The sequence below is a fragment of the Rhizobium sp. BK176 genome (genome assembly GCF_024808055.1).
The window spans coordinates 106,572-129,225 of record NZ_JANUBV010000004.1; the positions used below are offsets into that span (position 1 = coordinate 106,572).

28 protein-coding genes are annotated in these 22,654 nt (G+C 61.0%); 5 read left to right on the forward strand and 23 right to left on the reverse strand.

Features of this window, described 5'->3' with window-relative positions:
* Window positions 1-45 precede the first annotated feature (45 nt).
* Window positions 46-516, forward strand: a complete 471-nt coding sequence (gene aac(6'), locus FHT76_RS15905; protein ID WP_183860772.1) for an aminoglycoside 6'-N-acetyltransferase — start codon at window positions 46-48, stop codon at window positions 514-516.
* Here the strand turns inward: aac(6') and hemW are convergent.
* From hemW to rph, 4 genes are read right to left on the reverse strand one after another with little or no spacing between them, the layout of a single operon-like run.
* Window positions 513-1,715 carry a radical SAM family heme chaperone HemW gene (gene hemW / locus FHT76_RS15910; RefSeq protein ID WP_259185683.1) on the reverse strand — a complete coding sequence of 401 codons (1,203 nt, stop codon included), beginning with the start codon at window positions 1,713-1,715 and terminating at the stop codon, window positions 513-515. The two genes, aac(6') and hemW, sit on opposite strands and share 4 nt — an antisense overlap.
* An 8-nt stretch (window positions 1,716-1,723) precedes the next feature.
* Window positions 1,724-2,368 carry an RdgB/HAM1 family non-canonical purine NTP pyrophosphatase gene (rdgB, locus tag FHT76_RS15915; RefSeq protein WP_259185684.1) on the reverse strand — a complete coding sequence of 215 codons (645 nt, stop codon included), beginning with the start codon at window positions 2,366-2,368 and terminating at the stop codon, window positions 1,724-1,726.
* Window positions 2,369-2,375: 7 nt separating this feature from the next.
* The gene (locus FHT76_RS15920; RefSeq protein ID WP_259185687.1) at window positions 2,376-2,792 is read right to left on the reverse strand and encodes a VOC family protein; all 417 of its coding nucleotides are present in this window, start codon (window positions 2,790-2,792) and stop codon (window positions 2,376-2,378) included.
* Window positions 2,789-3,508, reverse strand: coding sequence for a ribonuclease PH (rph, locus tag FHT76_RS15925; RefSeq protein WP_016552488.1), 720 nt, complete (start codon window positions 3,506-3,508; stop codon window positions 2,789-2,791). Before rph ends, FHT76_RS15920 begins: the two co-directional genes overlap by 4 nt.
* Window positions 3,509-3,683: 175 nt before the next feature.
* Between rph and hrcA the strand changes: the two genes are divergently transcribed.
* Window positions 3,684-4,772 (forward strand): heat-inducible transcriptional repressor HrcA, encoded by a 1,089-nt coding sequence (gene hrcA / locus FHT76_RS15930; protein ID WP_016552489.1) that lies wholly within the window; start codon window positions 3,684-3,686, stop codon window positions 4,770-4,772.
* Window positions 4,773-4,777: 5 nt separating this feature from the next.
* On the opposite strand, the gene FHT76_RS15935 is transcribed toward hrcA, so the two are convergent.
* Complete coding sequence (locus FHT76_RS15935) at window positions 4,778-5,212, reverse strand: GFA family protein (RefSeq protein ID WP_016552490.1); 435 nt, start codon at window positions 5,210-5,212, stop codon at window positions 4,778-4,780.
* 218 nt (window positions 5,213-5,430) lie between these two features.
* Here FHT76_RS15935 and grpE point away from each other — a divergent pair, with 218 nt between their 5' ends.
* Complete coding sequence (gene grpE / locus FHT76_RS15940; protein ID WP_183860550.1) at window positions 5,431-6,051, forward strand: nucleotide exchange factor GrpE; 621 nt, start codon at window positions 5,431-5,433, stop codon at window positions 6,049-6,051.
* 58 nt (window positions 6,052-6,109) lie between these two features.
* On the opposite strand, the gene FHT76_RS15945 is transcribed toward grpE, so the two are convergent.
* The gene (locus tag FHT76_RS15945) at window positions 6,110-7,054 is read right to left on the reverse strand and encodes a nucleoside hydrolase (protein ID WP_259185689.1); all 945 of its coding nucleotides are present in this window, start codon (window positions 7,052-7,054) and stop codon (window positions 6,110-6,112) included.
* Window positions 7,055-7,314: 260 nt separating this feature from the next.
* Here FHT76_RS15945 and FHT76_RS15950 point away from each other — a divergent pair, with 260 nt between their 5' ends.
* Window positions 7,315-7,746 (forward strand): Hsp20 family protein, encoded by a 432-nt coding sequence (locus FHT76_RS15950; protein ID WP_016552493.1) that lies wholly within the window; start codon window positions 7,315-7,317, stop codon window positions 7,744-7,746.
* 49 nt (window positions 7,747-7,795) lie between these two features.
* A complete protein-coding gene (locus FHT76_RS15955) occupies window positions 7,796-8,053 on the forward strand; it encodes a DUF1150 family protein (protein ID WP_007799651.1) in 258 nt (85 codons plus the stop codon).
* Between the two features lie 7 nt (window positions 8,054-8,060).
* Here FHT76_RS15955 and FHT76_RS15960 read toward each other — a convergent pair whose 3' ends face one another.
* The 17 genes from FHT76_RS15960 to FHT76_RS16040 form a co-directional block, all read right to left on the reverse strand.
* The gene (locus FHT76_RS15960) at window positions 8,061-8,762 is read right to left on the reverse strand and encodes a tRNA (guanosine(46)-N(7))-methyltransferase TrmB (protein ID WP_183753255.1); all 702 of its coding nucleotides are present in this window, start codon (window positions 8,760-8,762) and stop codon (window positions 8,061-8,063) included.
* Complete coding sequence (gene metK / locus FHT76_RS15965) at window positions 8,759-10,012, reverse strand: methionine adenosyltransferase (RefSeq protein WP_114711016.1); 1,254 nt, start codon at window positions 10,010-10,012, stop codon at window positions 8,759-8,761. The genes FHT76_RS15960 and metK overlap by 4 nt, the downstream gene beginning before the upstream one ends.
* A 183-nt stretch (window positions 10,013-10,195) precedes the next feature.
* Window positions 10,196-10,615, reverse strand: coding sequence for a helix-turn-helix domain-containing protein (locus tag FHT76_RS15970; RefSeq protein ID WP_018855116.1), 420 nt, complete (start codon window positions 10,613-10,615; stop codon window positions 10,196-10,198).
* 151 nt (window positions 10,616-10,766) lie between these two features.
* Complete coding sequence (gene lnt, locus FHT76_RS15975) at window positions 10,767-12,368, reverse strand: apolipoprotein N-acyltransferase (protein WP_183860544.1); 1,602 nt, start codon at window positions 12,366-12,368, stop codon at window positions 10,767-10,769.
* Window positions 12,369-12,445: 77 nt separating this feature from the next.
* Window positions 12,446-13,594: a hemolysin family protein gene (locus FHT76_RS15980; RefSeq protein WP_183753251.1), complete on the reverse strand. Its 1,149-nt coding sequence runs from the start codon at window positions 13,592-13,594 to the stop codon at window positions 12,446-12,448.
* Window positions 13,591-14,106, reverse strand: a complete 516-nt coding sequence (gene ybeY, locus FHT76_RS15985; RefSeq protein WP_183860542.1) for an rRNA maturation RNase YbeY — start codon at window positions 14,104-14,106, stop codon at window positions 13,591-13,593. The genes FHT76_RS15980 and ybeY overlap by 4 nt, the downstream gene beginning before the upstream one ends.
* On the reverse strand, window positions 14,106-15,158 hold the full coding sequence (locus FHT76_RS15990; RefSeq protein ID WP_016552500.1) for a PhoH family protein: 1,053 nt from the start codon (window positions 15,156-15,158) through the stop codon (window positions 14,106-14,108). The genes ybeY and FHT76_RS15990 overlap by 1 nt, the downstream gene beginning before the upstream one ends.
* A 19-nt stretch (window positions 15,159-15,177) precedes the next feature.
* On the reverse strand, window positions 15,178-16,587 hold the full coding sequence (miaB, locus tag FHT76_RS15995; protein ID WP_183860540.1) for a tRNA (N6-isopentenyl adenosine(37)-C2)-methylthiotransferase MiaB: 1,410 nt from the start codon (window positions 16,585-16,587) through the stop codon (window positions 15,178-15,180).
* Between the two features lie 50 nt (window positions 16,588-16,637).
* A complete protein-coding gene (locus FHT76_RS16000) occupies window positions 16,638-17,435 on the reverse strand; it encodes a 1-acyl-sn-glycerol-3-phosphate acyltransferase (RefSeq protein WP_183860538.1) in 798 nt (265 codons plus the stop codon).
* A 30-nt stretch (window positions 17,436-17,465) separates the two neighbouring features.
* Complete coding sequence (locus FHT76_RS16005; protein ID WP_016552503.1) at window positions 17,466-17,894, reverse strand: Fur family transcriptional regulator; 429 nt, start codon at window positions 17,892-17,894, stop codon at window positions 17,466-17,468.
* A gap of 36 nt (window positions 17,895-17,930) precedes the next feature.
* On the reverse strand, window positions 17,931-18,431 hold the full coding sequence (locus tag FHT76_RS16010) for a GNAT family N-acetyltransferase (RefSeq protein WP_405049256.1): 501 nt from the start codon (window positions 18,429-18,431) through the stop codon (window positions 17,931-17,933).
* The gene (tsaB, locus tag FHT76_RS16015) at window positions 18,428-19,087 is read right to left on the reverse strand and encodes a tRNA (adenosine(37)-N6)-threonylcarbamoyltransferase complex dimerization subunit type 1 TsaB (RefSeq protein ID WP_259185690.1); all 660 of its coding nucleotides are present in this window, start codon (window positions 19,085-19,087) and stop codon (window positions 18,428-18,430) included. The genes FHT76_RS16010 and tsaB overlap by 4 nt, the downstream gene beginning before the upstream one ends.
* Before the next feature lie 101 nt (window positions 19,088-19,188).
* Entirely contained in the window at window positions 19,189-19,755 is a 567-nt protein-coding gene (locus FHT76_RS16020; RefSeq protein ID WP_183860534.1) for a NifU family protein, read from the reverse strand.
* A gap of 110 nt (window positions 19,756-19,865) precedes the next feature.
* The gene (locus tag FHT76_RS16025) at window positions 19,866-20,357 is read right to left on the reverse strand and encodes a universal stress protein (protein WP_007529542.1); all 492 of its coding nucleotides are present in this window, start codon (window positions 20,355-20,357) and stop codon (window positions 19,866-19,868) included.
* Between the two features lie 81 nt (window positions 20,358-20,438).
* Complete coding sequence (locus FHT76_RS16030; protein WP_259185691.1) at window positions 20,439-20,864, reverse strand: cupin domain-containing protein; 426 nt, start codon at window positions 20,862-20,864, stop codon at window positions 20,439-20,441.
* Window positions 20,865-20,961: 97 nt separating this feature from the next.
* A complete protein-coding gene (gene trpS, locus FHT76_RS16035) occupies window positions 20,962-22,026 on the reverse strand; it encodes a tryptophan--tRNA ligase (RefSeq protein WP_183753231.1) in 1,065 nt (354 codons plus the stop codon).
* A gap of 97 nt (window positions 22,027-22,123) precedes the next feature.
* Complete coding sequence (locus FHT76_RS16040; protein ID WP_259126400.1) at window positions 22,124-22,519, reverse strand: VOC family protein; 396 nt, start codon at window positions 22,517-22,519, stop codon at window positions 22,124-22,126.
* Window positions 22,520-22,654 lie beyond the last annotated feature (135 nt).

Genomic DNA, 22,654 nt, shown 5'->3' on the forward strand with positions numbered 1-22,654 from the left:
CAGGGTATGGCTACTATCCCGAAGACCGCAATTTCGGGCGTCGAGATGAAGCAGCAGGCAGGCAATACGATCAGGATCGAGCGGGCGTCGAGCGATAATATCGACGCGTGGGCGAAGCTTCGCGCAGCCTTATGGTCGGACCAGTCGATGGAGGAGCATTCCCGGGACCTGCGGCGGCTGCTCGATGATGACGCTGCCGATTTCCGCGGTTTTCTGGCCTTTCGGCCGGATGGCGAGGCGGTCGGCTTCGCCGAAGCATGCTTGCGGCGTGACTACGTTAACGGCTGCAGATCGTCGCCGGTTCTCTTCCTCGAGGGCATCCATGTCGAACCGGCGTTTCGGCGGGGCGGCATCGGGCGGGCTTTGCTTGAGGCCGTGCGCGCCTTCGGCAAGGCGTCAGGCTGTACGGAATTTGCGTCGGATGCGCTTTTGGACAATGTCGACAGCCACCGCTTCCACGCTGCCCTCGGCTTCGAGGAAACTCAGCGCGTCGTCTATTTCAGACAGCCGCTCTAGCAGGCCAGATCGGCGACGACGGAATCGAGGATCAGCATGCCCGACGGCGTGCAGCGAAGCCGGGAATTGCCGATCCGCTCGATGAAGCCGTGCTCCAGCAGGAACTCCTCCCGCTTCGGGTCGAGATCGCGGCCCGAAAGCTGCTGCCAGCGGGCGAGATCGACGCCTTCCTTCAGGCGCAGCCCCATCAGCAGCAGTTCGTCCGCCTGCTCCTCGTAACCGAGTTGTTCCTGGTCGATCATCCCATGGCCGTCGCGCTCGACAAGATCGAGCCAGCTTTCAGGCTTGCGTTCGGTCGCGGTTGCGATCTTCATGGAGCCGCGTGTCAGTCGTCCGTGGGCGCCGGGGCCGATGCCGGCATATTCGCCATAGCGCCAATAGGTGAGGTTATGGCGGCTCTCGGCACCTGGGCGGGCGTGGTTGGAGACCTCGTAGGCAGGCAGCCCTTCGCGGGCCGTGATCTCCTGGGTCGCCTCGTAGAGCAGAGCCGACTGATCGCCATCCGGAACGATAAGCTTGCCGGCCTTGTGAAGGCCGAAGAAGGGCGTGCCCTCTTCGATCGTCAGCTGATAGAGCGAGAGATGGTCGACCGCGTAGGAGATCGCCTCCTTCAACTCGCGCTCCCACTCGTCGACCGTCTGGTTCGGGCGGGCATAGATCAGATCGAAGGACATGCGCGGGAAGATGTCGCGCGCGAGCTTGATCGCCTTCAGCGCATCGGCAACGTCGTGCAGTCGTCCGAGGAACTTCAGATCACGATCATTCAGCGCCTGGACGCCGAGCGAGACGCGGTTGACGCCGGCGGCGCGATAGCCGCGAAAACGCTCCGCTTCGACGCTGGAGGGGTTTGCCTCCATGGTGATCTCGATACCATCTGGCATATGCCAGTGCTTACCGATGCCGTCGAGAATGGCCGCAACCGTCGAGGGGTTCATCAGCGAGGGCGTGCCGCCGCCGAGGAAGACGCTCGTCACCGTCTTCGGCCCGCTCAGTTGGCGCACCGTCGCCATCTCCTTCAGGAAGGCCGCGGTGAAGCGCTCCTGATCCACCGGCTGATGGCGGACATGGCTGTTGAAATCGCAGTAGGGGCACTTGGCGGCGCAGAACGGCCAATGCACGTAGACGCCGAAGCCGGGTTCACCGGTATCGGGCAAAAGAGCGGCATAGCGCGTCAGGTTAGGCTGTTCCAAAGTGTCCACGTTTGCCCTTAGGCTTCCAGGCAGGTTTCGACGAAAATCTTGAAGGCGCGGGCGCGGTGCGACAGGGCTTCTGCGTCGACCGGCTTCCAGCCGTGCTTTTCTTCCGCGCTCATCTCGCCAAAGGTAGTGTCATAACCCTCGGGTTGAAAGACCGGATCGTAGCCGAAGCCCTGGCTGCCGCGCGGCGGCCAGACGACAGCGCCTTCGACTTCCCCACGAAACAGCTCGGTATGGCCATCCGGCCAGGCCAGGCAGAGCACGCTAACGAAGCGGGCGGCGCGTTGTTCAAGTTCGGAAGCGCCGGCCTTGTCCAGCGCCGCCTCGACCTTTTCCATCGCCATCGCGAAGTCGCGGGTGCCGTCCGGCTTTTCTGCCCAGTTGGCGGTGTAGACGCCCGGGTCGCCGCCGAGCGCATCGATAACGAGGCCGGAATCGTCAGACAACGCGGGCAGTCCTGAGGCTTCGGCAGAAGCGAGCGCCTTGATCTTTGCGTTTTCCTCGAAGGTGGTACCCGTTTCGTCGGGCTCGACGAAGTTCAATTCGGCCGCCGACTTCGCGGTGAAGCCAAAGGGGCCGATCAGGTCCTGAATTTCCCGGATCTTACCGGCATTGTGGCTGGCAACGACGATGGTCTTGGTTTCGAGCTTGCGCATGATGGTCCTATTCGATGCCCCAGATGCGGGCTTCAGCGCATTCGAGGCTGTTGCCCGCCGGATCGCGGAAATAGATCGAGCGGCCGCCTTGCGGCCAGGTGACTGCGGATTCGATGGCAACGCCGTTGGACTTCAGCCGGGCCGCAATTGCATCGAGATTTTCCCCGGAGACACGGAAGCAAGCGTGTCCCGCGCCGGTCGTGCCGTGCGGCGGCACCTGCAGGGAGCCGGGCGAGGGTGGCTTGATCGTTTCGTCAGGGTTGAAGATCAGCAGAACGCTGGCACCGCAGCGAAAGAAGACATGCCGGTTGCCGCCGCGCGAGATCTTCGATAGGCCGAGGATGCCTTCATAGAAGACTTCTGCCTTGTCGAGATCATCAGCATAGAGCGCCGTTTCCAGCATGCCTTCCAGCATGTCGTTCATCCGGCGATCGCCTGCTTCTGCATTGCGACGAGTTCGGCGATACCTGCCTTGGCGAGCGTCATCAGCGAAGCGAACTCCTCGTCGGTGAAGGGCGTACCTTCTGCAGTGCCCTGGATTTCGACGATACCGCCGGTGCCGGTCATCACGAAGTTCGCGTCGGTCTCGGCCGAGGAGTCTTCGAGGTAGTCGAGATCGAGCACCGACTGGTTGGCGAAGATTCCGCACGAGATGGCCGCGACATGGTCCTTCAGCACCCGCTCGACCTTGAGCATGTTGCGGCTCTCCATCCACTTCAGGCAGTCGTGGAGCGCAATCCAGGCACCGGTGATCGATGCCGTGCGCGTGCCGCCGTCCGCCTGAATGACATCGCAGTCGAGCGTGATCTGGCGTTCGCCGAGTTCCTTGAGATCGACGACGGCGCGCAGCGACCGGCCGATCAGGCGCTGGATTTCCTGGGTGCGGCCACCCTGCTTGCCGGCCGCAGCCTCGCGCTTCATGCGGTCGCCGGTTGCGCGCGGCAGCATGCCGTATTCAGCCGTGACCCAGCCCTTGCCGGTGTTGCGCAGCCACGCCGGCGGCTTTTCCTCGACGCTAGCCGTGCACAGCACATGCGTATCGCCGAACTTCACCAGACAGGAGCCTTCTGCATGCTTGGAGAAATTGCGCTCGAAAGAGACCTTGCGCATCTGGTCGGTTTTTCTGCCTGAGGGCCGCATACTATTCTCCTAATCGTCATGCCGAAGACGCGAGCAGCCTTCGGATAGATCATGCGTGCTGTGGTGTTGAGAGCTTCTACGATTGGCAGCGCCCATTTGCAATTTCCCTTTTGCCGCTGCGGGGAGATTGGCTATATTTTGTCGGATCATCGTCAGCACGGGTACGCAAGGCTTCATGGAGTTCAGATCGACGTCGGTTTCAGATGCAGTGGCTGCGCTGGATGAACGCTCTAAGGAAATCTTTCGCCGCATTGTAGAGGGCTATCTGGAAACGGGTGAACCGCTCGGCTCCCGTAACCTGTCGCGCATCCTGCCGATGTCGCTGTCGCCGGCGTCCGTGCGCAATGTGATGAGCGATCTGGAAGAACTTGGCCTCATCTATTCGCCGCATGTTAGCGCCGGCCGTCTGCCGACGCAGATCGGCCTACGCTTCTTCGTCGACGCCTTCATGCAGGTAGGCGATCTCTCAGCCGAGGATCGCGCCAATATCGATCGGCAGGTGCGCGCCGAAAGTCGCGACAATCCGATGGAGTTGATGATGAACGAGGCGAGCCGCATGCTCTCGGGCATTTCGCGCGGCGCCGGACTGGTCATCACCTCGAAGAGCGATCCTGTTCTCAAGCATGTCGAATTCATCAGGCTTGAGCCGACCAAGGCGCTCGCGGTGCTCGTCGGCGATCACGACCAAGTGGAAAACCGGATCATCGAGCTTCCGGCAGGCGTCACGTCATCGCAATTGACCGAGGCAGCAAACTTTCTCAATGCGCACATGACCGGGCAGACGCTGCCGGAACTGCGCAATCAGTTGAGCCGACTGAAGGATGATGTGCGCCGCGAGCTAGACACGCTGTCGCAGGATCTCGTCGAGCGCGGCATCGCCGTCTGGTCCGGTAGCGCCGACGAAGGCAAACCCGCGCAGCTCATCATTCGCGGCCGTGCCAATCTGCTGGCCGGTCTCGCCGGTGCCGACGATCTTGACCGTCTGCGCATGCTGTTCGACGATCTGGAGAAGAAAGACAGCTTGCTCGAGCTTCTGAACCTGGCCGAAAGCGGCCCCGGGGTGCGGATTTTCATCGGCTCGGAGAACAAGCTGTTCTCGCTCTCGGGCTCGTCGTTGATCGTCGCGCCCTACAGGGACGACGATGACCGCATTGTCGGCGCCGTCGGTGTTATAGGGCCGACGCGTCTCAACTACTCGCGCATCGTTCCGATGGTCGATTACACCGCTCAGCTGATGACGCGATTGTCGCGCGGCACGAAGTAGAAGAGCTACTCCGGCAGAGTGTCGCCCGAGCCGCCCATCTCCGCCGGCATATCTTTGTACTTTGGCAGGCCATCGCGGATGCGCAACACGCTTTCCTGATAGTTCACGTGCAACGCCGGGGCATAATCGAGATCGGGCAGAAGGGCTGCGTAAACGTCGGTGACGCCCCAAGTCGGGTGCTCCGTGTAGAGATGACCACCGCAGCGGTCGCAGAATTTCCGAACGCTGGTATCGGACCTCTGGTAGCCCTCGACGTGCTCTCCACCCTTGGTGACGTGGACCGCCTGGGGCTGCCAGAGCGTGAAAGCGTTGACCGGCCCGGCCGACCAATGCCGGCAGGAGGCGCAGTGGCAGTATCCCATTGCCACCGGTTCGCCGGTCGCAACAATCTCGACCGTGCCGCAGAAGCAGCGCCCGGTATAGCTTTTCTGATCGTTCATGGTAGCAGCTCCCTGACCCAGGATGAGGCCGAAGCACTGAAGGTTTAGGCGGCGCTAAAATAAAAGAACTTTAGCGCGAGCAAGTCAAGCTGGCCCTCTCGCATCCCCCGCATCGGTTGCCTTACATCGCGCGCTTTTCGGTCACGCAGACTTGATTTTTGCCCGCCAAAGCTCGATATCGGGCACATCCTAAAAGACACCAATCACCGGAGAACGTCATGACTGACGAAACGACGAAGAACGGACCTGACGCAGCCGCGGCCGAAGCCGCAGCGGACGCCGCCGCAAACGTCGAGAACGAAGCCACCGTACAGCCCGATCCGCTGGAACTTCTGAGGACCGAGAATGCGGAGTTGCGCGACCGTTATCTTCGGCTTGCCGCCGAGATGGATAACCTGCGCCGTCGCACCGAGCGCGAAGTCAAGGACGCGAAGACCTACGCAGCCGCCGGCTTCGCCCGTGATATGCTGGCTGTTTCCGACAATCTGCGCCGCGCCATCGATGCTGTTCCGGAAGAAGCAAAGGCTGCTGCCGATGCTGGCCTGACAACGCTGATCGAAGGCGTCGAAATGACCGAGCGTTCGATGCTGTCGGCGCTCGAGCGTCATGGCGTCCGCAAGCTGGAGCCGGTCGGCCAGAAATTCGACCCGAACTTCCACCAGGCCATGTTCGAAGTGCCGAATGCCGAAGTACCGAACAACACCGTCGTTCAGGTCGTTCAGGCCGGCTACACGATTGGCGAGCGTGTCCTGCGTCCGGCCATGGTCGGTGTCGCCAAGGGCGGCCCGAAGCTCGTCGAACCCGAAACCAATTCGGTTTTTGACCAGAAGGACGCCTGATCCGATCGGCCCGCTTCCGCGGGCCTGATCTCTCAGCCGCCCTCAAACGCACTAGGCATCAGATGCGGGCGAAGCGCTCGATCAACAGATCGAAGAAGCCGTCCGCATCGACATCGCGCATGACTTGAACATTGCGCTTGCGATCCGTCACGTGCCACCAGTCGACAACGGTCATGCCGACCGTCAGTTCCGACTTAACTTCGATCTCGACATTGCAGGTCCGCCCCTTGAAAAGCTCGGGCTTCAAGAGATAGGCGATTACGGTCGGATCGTGCAGCGGGCCGCCGTCCGAGCCATACTTTTCGACATCGAAGCGCTCGAAGAATTCCAGCATCTCGACCATGGCGATGGCCGGGCGCGTGCCGAGATCGGCCATGCGCTTGACGCGGTCCTTGCGGGTCAGGAGCTTGTGCGTGACGTCGAGCGGTATCATCACGATCGGTATGCCGGAGCGAAGGACGATGTCGGCGGCCTCGGGGTCCACGTAGATGTTGAACTCGGCGGCCGGCGTAATGTTGCCGCCTTCAAAGAAGCCGCCGCCCATCATGACGAGTTCACGGACACGCGGGACGATGTCGGGCGCTTTCTGGAAGGCCAAGCCGATGTTGGTCAGCGGCCCCAGCGTACAGAGCGTCACGGTGCCTTGCGGCTCGCTGCGCAGCGTGTCGATGATGAAGTCCACGGAATGCTGCGGCTGCAGAGCCATGGTCGGCTCGTCAAGGACAGGACCGTCGAGTCCCGTCTTGCCGTGGACGTGCTCCGCGGTGACGAGCTTGCGCGCGATCGGCTTGTCGGCGCCGGCAAAGACCTTCGTATCGGTGCGGCCGCAGAGCTCGCAGACAATGCGCGCGTTGCGGCTCGTATAGGACAGCGGAACGTTGCCGGCGACCGTAGTGATCCCCAGCACCTGAAGTTCTTCCGGGCTGCCGAATGCCAGCATGATGGCCGCGGCGTCGTCTTGACCGGGGTCAGTGTCGATAATGATCTTCCTAGGGTCCGCCATTCCGGTCGTTCCATCCTCATGGTGCGCGTCTTCGTGGCATGCACCGTTTGTTTATGCTTCCGTCGCAAATCGGCACAGCCGCCGCGGGCACGTTTTGATGCGAGGCGGCGCTTGCTTTGTCAAGGTCGGACCGTTGCGGGGCTTTCCAAGTGCGAGCGCGACATCCGCCTTGCGCCTGCGCCTGTCAGTTCCCATATTGGAAGCATTCGGATGCTGTATTCAGGTCCGGCAAGGTCGCTTGAATCAAGGACTTGAAGACGATGAGCCGCATGACGCCTTTCGCAAGCCCGCTACTCCTGGGCTTTGACGCCATGGAAAAGACGCTGGAGCGCCTTTCCAAGGCCAGCGACGGATATCCCCCTTACAATATCGAGCGAGTTGCCGCCGACCGTGCTTCCGGCGATCCGGAGAGGTTGCGCATAACCCTGGCCGTGGCCGGCTTCAGCGAAGAAGAATTAGACGTGTCGGTCGAGGAGAATCAGCTTTCTATTCGCGGTCGCCAGGTCGAGCAGGGGGAGCGGGATTACCTGTATCGCGGCATCGCCGCACGCCAGTTCCAGCGGACTTTCGTTCTGGCCGACGGGATGCAGGTTTTGGGCGCTTGCCTGAAGAACGGATTGCTCTCGGTGGATCTCATCCGCCCCGAGCCCAGCCGTATGGTGAAGAAAATTAACATTTCGGTCTCACAGTAGGACAACGGCGCATGTTGAGCCGTTGGTCCCTTCTCTTGGAGGTACAGGAATGTTGATGAAAGAAGCCAATTCGCACCTGACCAAAACCGAACTTGCCGGTATCGGCAACGGCGAGGTCGCCTATATCCGCAAGATGCGCAACGAAGAAGTTGCCAAGTGCTTCCCGGAAGCGCCCGACATCGATCCGAGCGTTGACCTTTGGGCGCTATTCGGCGCCGATGGCACGCCGATCCTGTTGACGGATAACCGTTCCAGCACCTTCTTCAAGGCTGCCGAGGATGAACTGAAAACGGTGAGCCTGCACTAAGGCAGGCTCAGACGCGCTTAAATGTGAGATAGGCGGAAGATCTGCCTTCGCGCCGTGCCTTGGCCTCGTAGCGTGTGCTCGGCCAGCCCTCGTAGGGCGTCAGCCAATCTGCTGCATCCTGTGCCAGCCAGTCGAAGCCGCCATGGTCGCGGCACTTCAGCAGCGTCCAGTTGACGTAGGTATCGATGTCCGAGGCGAAGCAGAACAGCCCACCCGGCTTCAGTACGCGGTGGAAGCGGTCGAGATTGGTCTTCGACACGAAGCGGCGCTTCCAATGCTTCCGCTTTGGCCACGGATCCGGGTAGAGCAGGTCGATCTGGTCGATCGAGGCGTCCGGCAACCAATCCAGCAATTGCGTCGCATCGTCGTTGTAGACGCGGACATTCCTGGCGTCCGCCTTGTCGACGCTCGTCAGCAGCTTCTGCATGGAATTGATGAAGGGCTCGACGCCGATGAAGCCGGTGGACGGCATTTCGACGGCACGATGAATCAGATGCTCGCCGCCGCCAAAGCCGATTTCCAGGCGCAGCCTTTGGGTCGGCGCCGGAAAGAGAGTGTTCAGCGGCTCGGGCGGAGCCGCTGAAAGGTCGATAAGGAACGTCGGAAGCAGGGTGTTCAGTCGCTCTGCCTGATGTTCGCGCAGAGCCTTTCCCTTGCGGCGACCGAAGAAGGCTTCGGTCGCGCGTCCGCGACGTTCCATGTCGGTCATGCTGCTTCCTTGACCTTGACGGCGTCCTTGAGCGCCTTGACGAGATCAGTGCGCTCCCAGGAGAACGAGCCGTCGCGGCCAGCCTTGCGGCCGAAGTGGCCGTAGGCCGAGGTCTTGGCATAGATCGGCTTGTTGAGGTCGAGGTGACGGCGGATGCCGGTCGGCGACAGGTCCATGTTCTTGCGGATCGCAGCTTCGACCATGTCTTCCGTCACGCCCTTGCCGGTACCGTGCAGGTCGACGTAGATCGACAGCGGCTGCGCAACGCCGATGGCGTAGGAGAGCTGGATCGTGCAGCGGTCGGAGAGGCCGGCGGCAACGACGTTTTTCGCGAGGTAGCGAGCAGCGTAGGCAGCCGAACGGTCGACCTTGGTCGTGTCCTTACCGGAGAACGCGCCGCCGCCGTGCGGAGCAGCGCCGCCGTAGGTGTCGACAATGATCTTGCGGCCGGTCAGGCCGGCATCGCCGTCCGGGCCGCCGATGACGAACTTGCCGGTCGGATTGATGTACCACTTGCAATCGTCGGCGATCGGCAGGTCGCCGAGAGCTTCACGGATGTAGGGTTCGACAACCGCGCGCACCTTCTTCGAGTCCCAGCTTTCGTCGAGATGCTGGGTGGAAAGGACGATCGACGTGACTTCGGTGGGCTTGCCGTTGACGTAACGCACGGTCACCTGGCTCTTGGCGTCAGGGCCGAGCTTCGCGACGTCGCCGTCGCCCTTCTTGCGGGCGGTAGCAAGGAGCTGCAGGATCTTGTGGGAGTAATAGATCGGCGCCGGCATGAGGTCAGGCGTTTCCTTGCAGGCGTAGCCGAACATGATGCCCTGGTCGCCGGCACCTTCGTCGCCCTGCTGGTCGGCAGCACTGTCGACGCCCTGGGCAATGTCGGCGGACTGCGAGTGCAGAAGCACGTCGATCTTAGCCGTCTTCCAGTGGAAGCCGTCCTGCTCGTACCCGATGTCCTTGATGGCGCGGCGGGCAGCAGCCTTGAACTTCGAAGGGTTGATGACGTCGTTGCCGTCCTTGTCCTTCTTCATCAGGCTCGGCGGCAGGCGCACTTCACCGGCGATCACGACGCGGTTGGTGGTTGCCAGCGTCTCGCAGGCAATGCGCACGCCCCAAGGGTTGACGCCGGTCTTGGCGGCTTCGCGGTAGACCAGATCCACGATCTCGTCGGAGATCCGGTCACACACCTTGTCCGGGTGACCTTCGGCAACTGACTCGCTGGTGAAAAGGTAATTGGCGCGCATTCCGGGATTCCCCTCAAAGAACAAAAGCTGCGTAGTAGGTACTCAGTTCGCGCGGGAAAAACAAGCGTAGAAGGACATAAATATATCTTTATATCTGCGACTAAGTGGCAATTTGTGCCCAAAAAACGCCAAAAAGCGGCCGCTGTGGCCGCTTTCACTCTTGCTCCAAATTTTCAGTGGCTATTATTCGCTGTCTGCTTCGGCCGCGAGCGCCTTGACCAATTCCACGACCTTGCGGCGAACCTTGGGGTCGGTGATCTTCACAAAGGCGCGGTTGAGCTGCAGTCCTTCGGACGACGAAAGAAAGTCGACCACATAGTTGGAGCTGGAGGCTTCCGCCATGCCGGACAGTCCGGAGGACTGTTCGCCGGGGGCATCTTCAAAGAAGAAGGAGACCGGGACGTTCAGAATGCTGGAGATGTTCTGGAGACGGCTGGCACCGACGCGGTTGGTGCCCTTTTCGTATTTCTGGATCTGCTGAAAGGTGATGCCGAGGCTCTCCCCGAGCTTTTCCTGGCTCATTCCGAGCATCGTTCTGCGAAGGCGAATGCGACTACCTACATGGACGTCGATGGGGTTCGGCCGCTTCTTGTTCTCAATCATGGTCCTGCCCTAACAATAATTTTCAACCTTGTTTAAACCGGCATGCCCAAACCCACCCCAAAACGCCACGTTGCAAAGTCTTGCTTAACCACCTTGAAACATACGCTAAGAACGCCGATCCCAACCACTATGCAATTTTAGGGGTTTTCGGTCAATTCTGCTTGAAAACAAAACCAAAGCGAGAAACGATAGCAATTACAAACAGAAGTATTTCCAGCAACCAGAAGTAAGTTTGGCGTGGATAGCCCGCAGGACGATGCGCGTCGAAGCTCGTGATAGTTGCATCGACGAAGCCCGTTTCATTGAGATCAAGACCAGTAATGACTTCGCCGCGAGCGTTCACGAGGGCCGAAATGCCGCTGTTACCATTACGAATCAGCGGCAGCCCGGTCTCCACGGCACGCAGCCTGGCCTGCTGGAAGTGCTGGTAGGGTCCAGGTGTAGCGCCGAACCAGGCATCGTTCGTGACGTTGAGGATGGCATTGGCGGCACCAAGGTCGCCCGTCATCTCGTCAGGGAAAATGATCTCGTAGCAGACGAGCGGATAGAATTTGATCCCGGTCGGCAAGGCCAGCAGCTGGCGGCTGGCGGCGGGCGAGAAGCCACCCGGCATCTCGACCACGTTCTGGATGCCGAAATCGTCGAGGACGCTCTCGAACGGTACGTATTCGCCGAACGGCACAAGATGCACCTTGTCGGCGGCGCCAACGATCTGTCCCCGGCCATCGATGACGTAGATCGAATTGTAGTAGCGCGGCGGATTGCCGGGCCCGGTATCCTCCACCCGAACGGCGCCAGCGATCAGGATCTGGTTGTCGTCGAGCGTATCGGCGATCCGGCTGAGTGCATCCTGATTGTCGGTGAGTATGAAGGGAATGGCCGTCTCCGGCCAAACGATGATGTCGGGCTTCCGGCCGCCATCCTTCGGGGGCTCTGCCGAGAGCTTCAGGTGTTTCTCGAAGATGGCGGCGCGGTCGCCGTCGGTGTCCATCTTCGCGGTCTGCTCGATCATCGGCTGAACGAGGCGGATGATAGGGCTTTTGGCGTCCGCCGCTGGTGTCGGCTGCGGGCCATAAAGGATATAGGCGCCGTAGCCGATATGCGCAGCGAACAGCAGAGCCGCCAGGGAGAGACCGAGCTTGGTGCCCTGGCGGGTGCCGAGCAGTGCGGGCGCGGCGAAGACGAAGACCGACAGTGATGTGATACCCATGATGCCGATGACATGCGCCGATTGCATCATGAGGGGCACGGGCGTCATGCCGTAGCCGACCGCGTTCCAGGGAAAGCCGGTGAAAAGCACGCTCCTCAGCCATTCGAGCAATCCGAAGCTCGCAGCAAGTGCCGCAATCCGCCCCATGCCATCGGACCACAGGGTCCGTGCCAGCGCGGCGGCAATTCCGTAATAGATGGCGAGCACCGCAGGCAGGCCGAAGATCGCCAGCGGCAGCGCCCATGCAAAAGCCTCCGCGTCGATCATCAGGGCGTGGCCAAGCCACCAGAGGCCGGCAATGAAATAGCCGAACCCGAAGAGCCAGCCGACAGCGAAGGAAGGCCATAGACGGCCTATCCACCCGCTTTCAGGAGCAGCCGCCGAACCGTCGATCAGCCAGACAAGGAGCGTGAACGACACGAACATCGCGGCAAAGAAGCCAAATGGCGGGAGGGCCAAAACACCGACGGCGCCTGCAAGGATTGCCACTGCAACCCTTTTGAACCCCCAGGCCAGGATAACCCTGTCTGCAAGCCGCTCCATGCGCACTCCCGTCAAGCCGCGAATCAACCCGACCGCAGTGTTTCAAAAAAGCCGCCGTTTGTCGTGCTTTGCGGCAATCAGTTTGTCGTGGGGACGTCCGTCTGCCGCTCTTCGCCCTGGTCCGAGCCGGCTGTGCCGTCACCATCGAGCTTGGCGCGGCGACGAATGGCCTGGCGCTTGCGGGTAATCCTCACGCGCTTGATGCGACGCGGATCGGCATCGAGGATGTGGAACTCGAAACCGGGCAGGGCCTGCACCACCTCGCCCCGCACCGGAATGCGTCCAAGCTCGGAGAAGATCAGGCCGCCCAGCGTGTCGACTTCGTCGACCTGCTCGGTGATGTCGAAGTCCGGTCCGATCGCCTCGGCGATCTCCTCCAGTTCGACACGCGCATCCGCGACGAAGACGTCTTCCGACACCCGCTTGAACATCACCTCTTCGTCGTCGTGTTCGTCATCGATGTCGCCGACGACCATCTCGACGATGTCCTCGTGCGACGCCAGGCCGTCAGTGCCGCCATATTCGTCGATGACGAGCGCCATCTGCGTGCGGTTCACCTGCATGCGGCGAAGCAGATCCGACGCGAGCATGGATGGCGGGACGAAGAGGATCTTGCGGATGATCCCGGCCTCCGACAGGGTCTTCTGCAGGTCGACGCGGCTGAGATCGAAATTCGCCTTCACGGAGCGGGTCGGCTTCTGCAGATGTTCGGGGGAAACGTCCACGAGAGGCGTCGCCGGCTTGATGGCCCTGGCGCTACCGCGGCGCTTGTTCCGCGCCTGCTTGGCGACGTAGGAGAGGAGATCACGGATATGCACCATGCCGCGCGGGTCGTCGAGCGTATCGGCATAGACGGGCATACGCGAACGACCGGATTCCTCGAACAGGATCATCAACTCGCCGATGGTGATGTTCTGATCGACGGCTTCGATATCGGCACGGGGGACCATAACATCGGCAACGCGCACTTCGCGGAAGCGCAGAATGTTATGCAGCATCGCCCGCTCATCGGGCGAAAAGACGTCTCCGACCGCAGCGTCGGTCATCAAAGCATCCGCAATATCTTCGCGAAGGCGTGAGTTTTGCTGCGGTCTTAAGATACGCGCCGCACGCGACCAGAAGGATTGGGATCGTCCAGACTGCCTACTACTGCCACCCTCGTCGGAGGAGGATGATTGATCGGCGTCCTTGGCCTCGGCGGCCGGTCTCGTCGTAAAGTCGCTCATGGTTCCATTTTAAGGTCTTGACCCTCGTATGGGTCAGATAGGCCGAGTACCGCCAAAATGCGAGTCTCCAGCCCCTCCATTATTTCGGCTTCAGCGTCATTATTATGGTCGTAGCCGAAGAGATGCAAGAATCCATGCACGATCAGATGCGTCAGGTGGTCGTCAAAGCGCTTCTCGAGCTCGATTGCCTCCCGCTCCACGGTCTCTCTTGCGATGATGATGTCGCCTAGCATCGGACCTGGCACCTTGCCCGGCGTGACGGGAAAGGCGGGAAAGGAAAGCACGTTGGTCGGCTTGTCCTTGCCGCGCCACTCGGCATTGATGTCCTGGATCGAGGCGTCGTCCGTGAAGACCAGCGAAACCTCGGGCACCATTTTCGGAAATGGCTGTTTGACCGTCTCGCGCAGATAGTTGGCGGCCGTTTCAAGCACCCGGTCCGCCAATGCATGCAACGCATCTTCGGAGGGCCAATTGCCCTCCTCGACGCTAATCTGGATATCGAGTTCCGCCATCAGTCCTGCCGGCTAACCTCTTCGGTTTCCGTTGCATAGGTGGAATCGTAGGCTCTGACTATGCGCCCGACAAGCGGATGGCGCACCACGTCGGTATCCTTGAAGCGGACAATCGAGATGCCCTCGACGCCGTTCAGCAGTTGAAGAGCCTCCACCAGTCCCGACTTGACACCGCGCGGCAGGTCGATCTGGCTCGGGTCGCCGGTGACGATCATACGTGAGTTCTCACCAAGACGCGTTAGGAACATCTTCATCTGCATCGAGGTCGTGTTCTGCGCCTCGTCGAGGATGACGGCGGCGTTCGCGAGCGTCCGACCGCGCATGAAGGCGAGCGGCGCGATTTCGATAACGCCTGCGGTGATCGCACGATCGACCTTGTCGGCCGGCATCATGTCGTAAAGCGCGTCATAGAGCGGGCGAAGGTAGGGATCGACCTTTTCCTTCATATCGCCGGGCAAGAAGCCGAGGCGCTCGCCGGCTTCCACGGCCGGGCGGGAAAGGATGATCTTCTCGACCATGCCACGTTCAAGAAGCTGGGCGGCATGGGCGACGGCGAGATAGGTCTTGCCGGTACCTGCGGGTCCACAACCGAAAACCAGTTCGGCTCGCTCCAGTGCCCTGAGATAGGCGTCCTGGGTCGGAGTCCGGGCAATGATGGTCTTCTTGCGCGTGGAAACCTGTGCCATGGTCAGCTTGGCCTTGCGCTCCATGGTTGGCAGGCTCAGCTGATCGTCCGCCGCGACCGCCATGCGGATCGCGCCTTCAACGTCGGATCGCTCCACGCTGCCGCCTTTCTGGAGTTTCTCATAGAGATAGTCGAGGGTGCGCCGCGCCTGGTTGGTAGCGACGATGTCCCCTGATATAACGACGGAATTGCCCCGCGCTCGAGCGTCGATGTGCAGACGCTCTTCAAGCAGCTTGAGGTTCTGGTCAAACTGACCGAACAATTCGCTGGCGAACCGATTGTTCTCGAACGTCAGAATAAAGTGATTGGCGTCGCTCGCAATGCGTGGGTGGCGCGGTGAAGAAGAAACCAATTCTTGTCCGTTCAAGCGGTCGAGCTCCTAGGGTTTAAACCTCAGCCTCTGCTATCTCGGCAAACAGGCTGTTGGTTCCGGTTCCGGTGATTCGCACATTAATAATGTCACCGATTTGCAATGCTTTTGCATCAACATTCACGGACTGAAGCCAGGGAGAACGGCCTATAAGCTGTCCTGGCATACGACCGGGCTTTTCAAGCAACAGTTCGATCGTTTTCCCGACACAGGATTCGGCAAATTCCTGCTGTTGCTTCAGGAGAAGCGCCTGCAGGCATTCAAGCCGTTCTGCCTTGATCTCTTCCGGCACCTGGTCCTTCAGCTCCGCACCGGGCGTGCCCGGCCGTGTCGAGTACTTGAAGGAGAAGGCCTGTGCATAGCGGACCTCCTCCACCAGGCGGAGTGTATCTTCAAAATCCTGGTCTGTCTCCCCCGGAAAACCGACGATAAAGTCGCCGGAGAGAGCGATGTCCGGACGGGCGGCGCGGATCCGCTCAATCAGGGTCAGATACTCGGCAGCCGTATGGCGCCGGTTCATCGCCTTCAGGATGCGGTCGGAGCCGGCCTGCACCGGCAGATGCAGGTATGGCATCAGCGCTCGGAGATCCCGATGCGCTTCGATCAGGCGGTCGTCCATGTCGCGCGGATGGCTGGTGGTGTAGCGCAGGCGCGCAAGCCCGGGAATTTCCGCCAACCGGTAAAGCAGGTCGCCAAGGGTCCATTCCTGACCGTTGGCGCCGACACCATGCCAGGCGTTGACGTTCTGGCCGAGCAGGGTGATCTCGCGTACGCCGCCCTCGACGAGCTTTTGCGCTTCCTCGACGATCTGGCTGACCGGCCGCGACACTTCCGAACCGCGGGTGTAAGGCACGACACAGAAAGTGCAGAACTTGTCGCATCCTTCTTGGACGGTAAGGAAGGAGGTGACGCCACGCGAGCGGATTTTCTTGGCTTCGGCGATCGGCAGATGCTCGAACTTGTCTTCCAGCGCATATTCGGTGTCGACGATGCGCTGGCCTTCCTTCGCCTTGCGCAGCGCTTCCGGCAGGCGGTGATAGGTCTGAGGACCGATGACGACATCGACGGCTGGCGCCCGGCGCAGGATTTCCTCGCCCTCGGCCTGTGCGACACAGCCGGCAACGCCGATCATGAACTCCCGGCCTTGCTTGCTGCGTTCCTTCTTCATGTCGCGCAGACGACCAAGCGCCGAATAGACCTTTTCAGCAGCCTTTTCGCGGATATGGCAGGTGTTGAGCAGGACAAGGTCAGCCTCTTCCATGACTTCCGTCGGCTCATATCCGTCACGGGCGAGTGCATCGCTCATGCGCGTCGAGTCGTAGACGTTCATTTGGCAGCCGTAGGTCTTGATGAATACCTTGCGGCTGTTGCTGCCATCGCGGAGATCGGTCTCCGGGGCCTGAAGAAGGGCGCTGTCCTGGGTCATGGCCGGCTATTTAGTGGTTTTTCATGCGCGAGAAAAGGAAATCTTGTGCCTTAGGCCGTCTTGTGACCGCGCAAAGCGGCGCCAAGCATCGTGCGGATGCGTCGGGCAATCGTCGCGCTGACTTCCTTGCGGTTACTGTCGGCACGATACTCCACCGCCTCGCCGAAACAGACGTCAACCTCGAAGGCACCGCATTGCAGCATGTCCTTCAGGTGCGGGAACATCTCGACATCGCCTGGCCAAGAGGCGAGGGGCCGGTGATAACGGCCCATCGGCAGGCCGTAGACACCCGTATAGGCAACCGCGACCGGTTGAACCACGACGGCGCCTGTTGGCGACGCCGGCACCGCCATGGCGGCTGCGCCAAACAGCGAGGATTTGACCTCGAGAAGCCGATTCCCGTCCGAGGTCGTGCCCTCCGGGAACAGAACGACGATCTCGCCATCCGCCATGCGGGTGGCAATTTCGTTGGCCTGGTGGCCGGTCTTGCGCTTTTCCTCGCGCACCACGAACACGCTCTTCTGCAGCTTCGCCAGGTTGCCGAAGATCGGCCAGTCGCGCACTTCGATCTTGGCGATGAAGGCGACGTCGGCGACCGCGGACAACACCATGATGTCCATCCACGACGAATGGTTGGCGCAAAGCATCAACGGCCTGTGGGTCTCCATCTTGCCATGGACGCGGATTCGGATGCCGAGGCAGAAACAAACGATGCGATGCCAGATGCGCGGCAGCCAGCGTCGCAGCTTCCAGTCGAAGCGCAACGCAAGAAGCTGCCAGGGCATAAGCACTATGCTGGCGAAGAAAATGACGATACCGGCGAGGGCGAGACGCAGCCAGGCGATCAAAACGAAGACTCCGCGGCTGCGCTCATGGCCTCAGCGCTCGTCCTTTTTGAGTGGGATGCCATAGAGCTCCAGTCGATGGTCGACGAGCTTGAAGCCATGCTCGCGGGCAATGCGTTCCTGCAGGGCCTCGATCTCCGGCGAGTGAAACTCGATGACGACGCCCGACTTCAGGTCGATGAGATGGTCGTGATGCTCTTCCGGCACCGTCTCATAGCGCGAGCGGCCGTCTCGGAAGTCGTGGCGTTCGATAATGCCGGCGTCCTCGAACAATTTCACGGTGCGATAGACGGTGGAGATGGAGATCTTGGCGTCGACCTTGACGGAGCGGCGGTAGAGTTCCTCCACGTCAGGGTGGTCGGCCGACTCCTCGAGGATGCGGGCAATCACCCGGCGCTGCTCGGTCATGCGCATGCCGCGTTCGGTGCAAAGCTCCTCAAGGGTCTTGGCGACGTCAGTCATGGGCTGCCTTCCGATAGTCAACGTTTGAGCAACGGACTAGCGAAGAACGCGCTTCATGACAAGCGCCGTGGAAACCGCGCCCTGGGTATCCTTGTAGTAACCCTTGCGTTCACCGACTTTCTCGAATCCAAGCTTGCGGTAGAGCCCGAGCGCTGCCGCATTGCCGTCATCGACCTCCAGGAAGATGCTCTCGCCACCGCGCAGCTTCGCTTCACGCATCGCAGCTTGCATCAGCCGCCAGCCAAGGCCGGCGCGAGCGACCTTCGTCTGCACGGCGACTGTCAGGATCTCCGCCTCGCCAGCGACCTGACGCGCGAGCACAAAACCCGGCAGCGGCTTCTTCAGAAATGCGTTGGTCTGCCGAGCGACGAAGCCGAAGACGGTGTCCTGGCTGAGCAAGCTATAGAATTCGCCATCGCCCCATGGTCGTGCGAAGCGTTCGCCGTGTAACGCCGCCACGGCGCGGCAGTCATCGGCGTCCATCGGGACAATCTCGAATTCCGGCTTCAGCGTCAGATAGGATTCCAACATGGTCATACTCGCGTAATCGCAAACCCGGCCTGCGGCTTGGCATCGGGTCCGCGCAGATAGAGGGGCTTCGGCTTTCCGGAAGACGGGTCGGCGGCAGCGCCGAGACGCGCCACGATGGAAATCGGGAAATGGTTGGCGCAATCGCCGATCGTGCCGGGTTTCAAGAGCGGCGTAGCCGAACCGGCAATTTCGCCCTCGAACGTCGCAGCAATTGCCTGTGCTTCCTCGACGGCGACAGCGCGGGCCTCATCGAGCGGTTCGCCATCGGCATCGAATGTCTGCAGATAGATCTCGTTTCGCTTGGCATCCATGGCGGTAAGCACGCTCCGCCCTGGCGTCTTCAACCGCTGCGCCTCGGCCATGACCGCAAGCGTGGTGACGCCGACGGCCGGAACGCCGAGCGACAGCGCAAAGCCACGGGCGGCGGCGACGCCGACGCGAATGCCGGTAAAGGAGCCTGGGCCGATGGTAACGGCAATGCGATCGACAGCCGAAAGCGCGACGCCGGCCTGCTCCAGCACGCGGTCGACGATTCCCATCAGATGTTCAGCATGCCCCTTGCCGATCATGTCCGATGCCTCCCCCAGCATCGTATCCCTGCCGCTGTCATAGAGAGCGGCAGCGCAATCCACACCTGCGGTGTCGAGCGCCAGTATGATCATGGCATCAATTTCCGAATAAAGCGTTCCTCAGCGTCCATACATTCACCCTGCCGCGCTTGCAAATGCTGCGCCAGGACAAATGCCGGGACAGGGCGTCGTCGTCAGGCGGCGACGACTTCCTCGACTTCCGGAACGAAATGGCGAAGCAGGTTCTGCACGCCATGCTTCAGCGTCGCCGTCGAAGACGGGCAGCCGGAGCAGGAGCCTTTCATGTTGAGATAGACCTTGCCGTCCTTGAAGCCACGGAAGGTGATGTCGCCGCCATCCTGTGCAACGGCGGGACGGACTCGGGTATCCAGCAATTCCTTGATGGTGAGCACGATCGATTCATCGGCTTCATCGAAGAATTCGCCGCCGGCATCAAGATCTTCGGAAAGGACAGAAGCGTCGCCCATCACGGGCTTGCCGGACATGAAGTGTTCCATGATTGAGCCGAGGATCGCCGGCTTCAGGTGCTGCCACTCGGCATTGTCCTTGGACACGGAAATGAAATCGTAGCCGAAATAGACGCCGGTCACGCCAGGAATCTCGAACAGGCGAGCCGCGAGCGGCGATGCCTCAGCCTCGTCCGCGTTGCGGAATTCGGCGGTTCCGTTTTCCATGACGACCCGACCCGGCAGGAACTTCTGCGTGGCGGGATTCGGCGTGGCTTCGGTCTGAATAAACATCTCGCTCTCCGTGCGGCGGGCAGCGGCCCACGCCGTCTTTAGAATTCTTCAAAAAAGAAAATAAGCCGATTGGCAACTCTATTCAAGAGACTGGTACTCAAGAAATCGCTTTATGCGAGCGCATCCAGTTCCTCGTCCGTCAATGTATCAGGCAGGACCGTGACGGGGATCGGAAATGTCGCGCCACGTCCGGCGATCGACGACACCAGCGGCCCCGGTCCCTCCTTGGCGGAGCTTGCGGCCAGCACCAGGATCGCGATATCGCGGTCTTCTTCGATGACGGCGTTGATCTGCTCGGTGGCACTTCCCTCGCGGATGACGATCTCCGGGTCGATGCCGATCGTTTCGCGAACCACGTGCGCCGCTTTCGCGACCACCGCTTCGGCTTCCTCGCGCGCCTCGGCCCGCATAATCTCCTCAACCCCCAACCATTGCTGGAAGTCCCCCTCCGGAATCACGTACATCAGCACTAGGCCGCCGTTCGAGTTCTTGGCGCGCCGACCGGCGTAGTGGACGGCGCGGGAGCATTCGGGCGTATCGTCGATGACCGCAATGAATTTGCGGCGATGACCTTCGAGCCGGGAGAGTCGTTTCGATACCATGGGCCGGACTCTGACACCTGAACCTGAAAATTTGCAAGCCCTCGTTTTTGACCCTCGAACGGTCTGCCGGGCCAGTCTGCGTCAGACGGGAACCAGTCCGTAAAGGCGCATGATCGCCTTCACATGCTCGATGTCGGGTTTCCCATGAACGTTGATGGCCAAAGCCATTTCCTCGAAATAGCGCCTGCCGATCAACCCGGGCGTCATGGTGATCAAGGCCTTGGCGGCTTCACCGTGCAGGTTCTCGTGGGTGTGGACATAGCCGCGCGGAATGAACAGGGTGGCCCCGGGCCCGATCTCGTGCTTGCGCCCGTCCAGCGTCGTCGTCATCGTGCCGGACAAGCCGTAGATCACTTCGTCGACGTCGCGGTGATAGTGAGGGGCGGGGACACGTGCCTGGGGCGGGACCGTGAATTCGAACACCACGAGGCTCTCGGCGCTCTGATCCTCGTCGATCAGAAGCCGGATCTCCATGGTTCCGATCTGGATGAGGTTGCGATCTCGCATCGAAGCCTCCTGACGGTCCGTTTCGATAAGACTACGCCGCAGGTCTGGCTTCGACAAGCCCGGGGCGGTGAGGTCCGCCCCGGGCCAAGGTCATATTTCAGTACAGGAAGCCGACGATGTCGCGCACTTCTTTCATCGTCACTTCGGCCCGCGCCCGCGCCCGTTCGGAACCATTGCGCAGGATCGCGTCGATGTGGCTGGTGTCCGACATCAGGCGACGCATTTCAGCGGTGATCGGCGAGAGCACGTTGATGGCCAAATCAACAAGCGCCGGCTTGAACACCGAGAACTGCTGGCCACCAAATTCGGCAAGCACATCAGCCTTCGACCTGTCGGCGAGCGCCGCATAGATGCCGACAAGGTTGTCGGCTTCCGGGCGGCCCTTGAGGCCGTCGACTTCACCAGGCAAACCTTCCGGATCGGTCTTGGCCTTGCGGATCTTCTTCGAGATCGCGTCCTCGTCGTCCATCAGGTTGATGCGCGACAGATCTGATGGGTCCGACTTCGACATTTTCTTGGTGCCGTCGCGAAGCGACATGACGCGTGGCGCCGGGCCATCGATCAGCGGCTCGACCATCGGGAAATAGGCATGCACCGGTTCGTTGCCGACCGTGATGTCGATGCCGTAGTCCGTCTTGCGGATATGTTCCGCATAGTCGAGGTTGAACTTCATGGCGATGTCGCGGGCGAGTTCAAGGTGCTGCTTCTGGTCGTCGCCGACCGGGACATGCGTGCCGCGGTAGACGAGGATGTCGGCAGCCATCAGGCTCGGATAGGCGTAGAGACCGAGCGAAGCCTGCTCGCGGTCCTTGCCGGCCTTGTCCTTGAACTGCGTCATGCGGTTCATCCAACCGATGCGCGCAACGCAATTGAAGATCCAGGCAAGCTCGGCATGCTGAGGCACGGCCGACTGGTTGAAAACGATATGCTTTTCCGGATCGATGCCGGACGCAATGAAGGCGGCGGCGATCGAACGGATCTGGTTCGGCATGTCCTCATGGACGAGCTGTGCCGTAAGCGCATGCATGTCGACGACGCAGTAGATGCAGTCGTTGCCTTCCTGCAGGGCGACGAACTTGCGGATCGCGCCGAGATAGTTGCCGAGATGGAGATTTCCTGTCGGCTGGACGCCGGAGAAAACCACTTTCTTGAATTCGTTCATCATGTCCTCGATTAGGCTGGTGGAGGGCCCCAGGGCCAATGGCCCATGTTGCTAACGGGCGCGCTTATGCACGCGGACGCCAGCGCAATCAAGGGGTTCAGCCTGCGGTGTGTTCGATCAGATCGAAGGTGTTGCCATAAGGATCCGCAAAGACGGCGACTGTGCCGTAAACCTCGTGCCGCGGCGCCTCGAGAAACTGCACGCCCTTCGCCAGCATCGACGCGTGGTCGCGGGCAAAATCGTCGGTCTTGATGAAGAAGCCGACGCGCCCGCCCGCCTGGTTGCCCATCGCCGCCGTTTGCCGGTCGTTGGCAGCTCGCGCGAGCAGAAAGGCGGCACCGTCCCCGCCCTTCGGCTTGACGACCACCCATCGCTTGCCGTCGGGCTGAATGTCGTCCTGGAGGCAATCGAAGCCAACCGCGCCGCAGTAGAAATCTTTGGCACGATCGTAATCGTCGACGACGAGGGTCACGAGGAAAAGTGATTGGAACATTGCAGGCTCCGATTCGTGGTGTGGTGTTGTCGCCAAGGATGCGTGGCTGGTCAAGGGCGGCCGGGTGCCGGCGTTCGGTGCACGGCGCTTCCCTCACGCGGTCCTTGCGGCCCGTGGCTTGATCCTGCACTTCAC

Bases quoted from the DNA above. Each gene is read 5' to 3' on its own strand.
- rdgB (WP_259185684.1), bottom strand. From the start codon at position 2,368: ATGCGCAAGCTCGAAACCAAGACCATCGTCGTTGCCAGCCACAATGCC.
- FHT76_RS15920 (WP_259185687.1), bottom strand. From the start codon at position 2,792: ATGAACGACATGCTGGAAGGCATGCTGGAAACGGCGCTCTATGCTGAT.
- rph (WP_016552488.1), bottom strand. From the start codon at position 3,508: ATGCGGCCCTCAGGCAGAAAAACCGACCAGATGCGCAAGGTCTCTTTC.
- hrcA (WP_016552489.1), top strand. From the start codon at position 3,684: ATGGAGTTCAGATCGACGTCGGTTTCAGATGCAGTGGCTGCGCTGGAT.
- FHT76_RS15935 (WP_016552490.1), bottom strand. From the start codon at position 5,212: ATGAACGATCAGAAAAGCTATACCGGGCGCTGCTTCTGCGGCACGGTC.
- grpE (WP_183860550.1), top strand. From the start codon at position 5,431: ATGACTGACGAAACGACGAAGAACGGACCTGACGCAGCCGCGGCCGAA.
- FHT76_RS15945 (WP_259185689.1), bottom strand. From the start codon at position 7,054: ATGGCGGACCCTAGGAAGATCATTATCGACACTGACCCCGGTCAAGAC.
- FHT76_RS15950 (WP_016552493.1), top strand. From the start codon at position 7,315: ATGAGCCGCATGACGCCTTTCGCAAGCCCGCTACTCCTGGGCTTTGAC.
- FHT76_RS15955 (WP_007799651.1), top strand. From the start codon at position 7,796: ATGTTGATGAAAGAAGCCAATTCGCACCTGACCAAAACCGAACTTGCC.
- FHT76_RS15960 (WP_183753255.1), bottom strand. From the start codon at position 8,762: ATGACCGACATGGAACGTCGCGGACGCGCGACCGAAGCCTTCTTCGGT.
- metK (WP_114711016.1), bottom strand. From the start codon at position 10,012: ATGCGCGCCAATTACCTTTTCACCAGCGAGTCAGTTGCCGAAGGTCAC.
- FHT76_RS15970 (WP_018855116.1), bottom strand. From the start codon at position 10,615: ATGATTGAGAACAAGAAGCGGCCGAACCCCATCGACGTCCATGTAGGT.
- lnt (WP_183860544.1), bottom strand. From the start codon at position 12,368: ATGGAGCGGCTTGCAGACAGGGTTATCCTGGCCTGGGGGTTCAAAAGG.
- FHT76_RS15980 (WP_183753251.1), bottom strand. From the start codon at position 13,594: ATGAGCGACTTTACGACGAGACCGGCCGCCGAGGCCAAGGACGCCGAT.
- ybeY (WP_183860542.1), bottom strand. From the start codon at position 14,106: ATGGCGGAACTCGATATCCAGATTAGCGTCGAGGAGGGCAATTGGCCC.
- miaB (WP_183860540.1), bottom strand. From the start codon at position 16,587: ATGACCCAGGACAGCGCCCTTCTTCAGGCCCCGGAGACCGATCTCCGC.
- FHT76_RS16005 (WP_016552503.1), bottom strand. From the start codon at position 17,894: ATGACTGACGTCGCCAAGACCCTTGAGGAGCTTTGCACCGAACGCGGC.
- FHT76_RS16010 (WP_405049256.1), bottom strand. From the start codon at position 18,431: ATGACCATGTTGGAATCCTATCTGACGCTGAAGCCGGAATTCGAGATT.
- tsaB (WP_259185690.1), bottom strand. From the start codon at position 19,087: ATGATCATACTGGCGCTCGACACCGCAGGTGTGGATTGCGCTGCCGCT.
- FHT76_RS16020 (WP_183860534.1), bottom strand. From the start codon at position 19,755: ATGTTTATTCAGACCGAAGCCACGCCGAATCCCGCCACGCAGAAGTTC.
- FHT76_RS16025 (WP_007529542.1), bottom strand. From the start codon at position 20,357: ATGGTATCGAAACGACTCTCCCGGCTCGAAGGTCATCGCCGCAAATTC.
- FHT76_RS16030 (WP_259185691.1), bottom strand. From the start codon at position 20,864: ATGCGAGATCGCAACCTCATCCAGATCGGAACCATGGAGATCCGGCTT.
- trpS (WP_183753231.1), bottom strand. From the start codon at position 22,026: ATGAACGAATTCAAGAAAGTGGTTTTCTCCGGCGTCCAGCCGACAGGA.
- FHT76_RS16040 (WP_259126400.1), bottom strand. From the start codon at position 22,519: ATGTTCCAATCACTTTTCCTCGTGACCCTCGTCGTCGACGATTACGAT.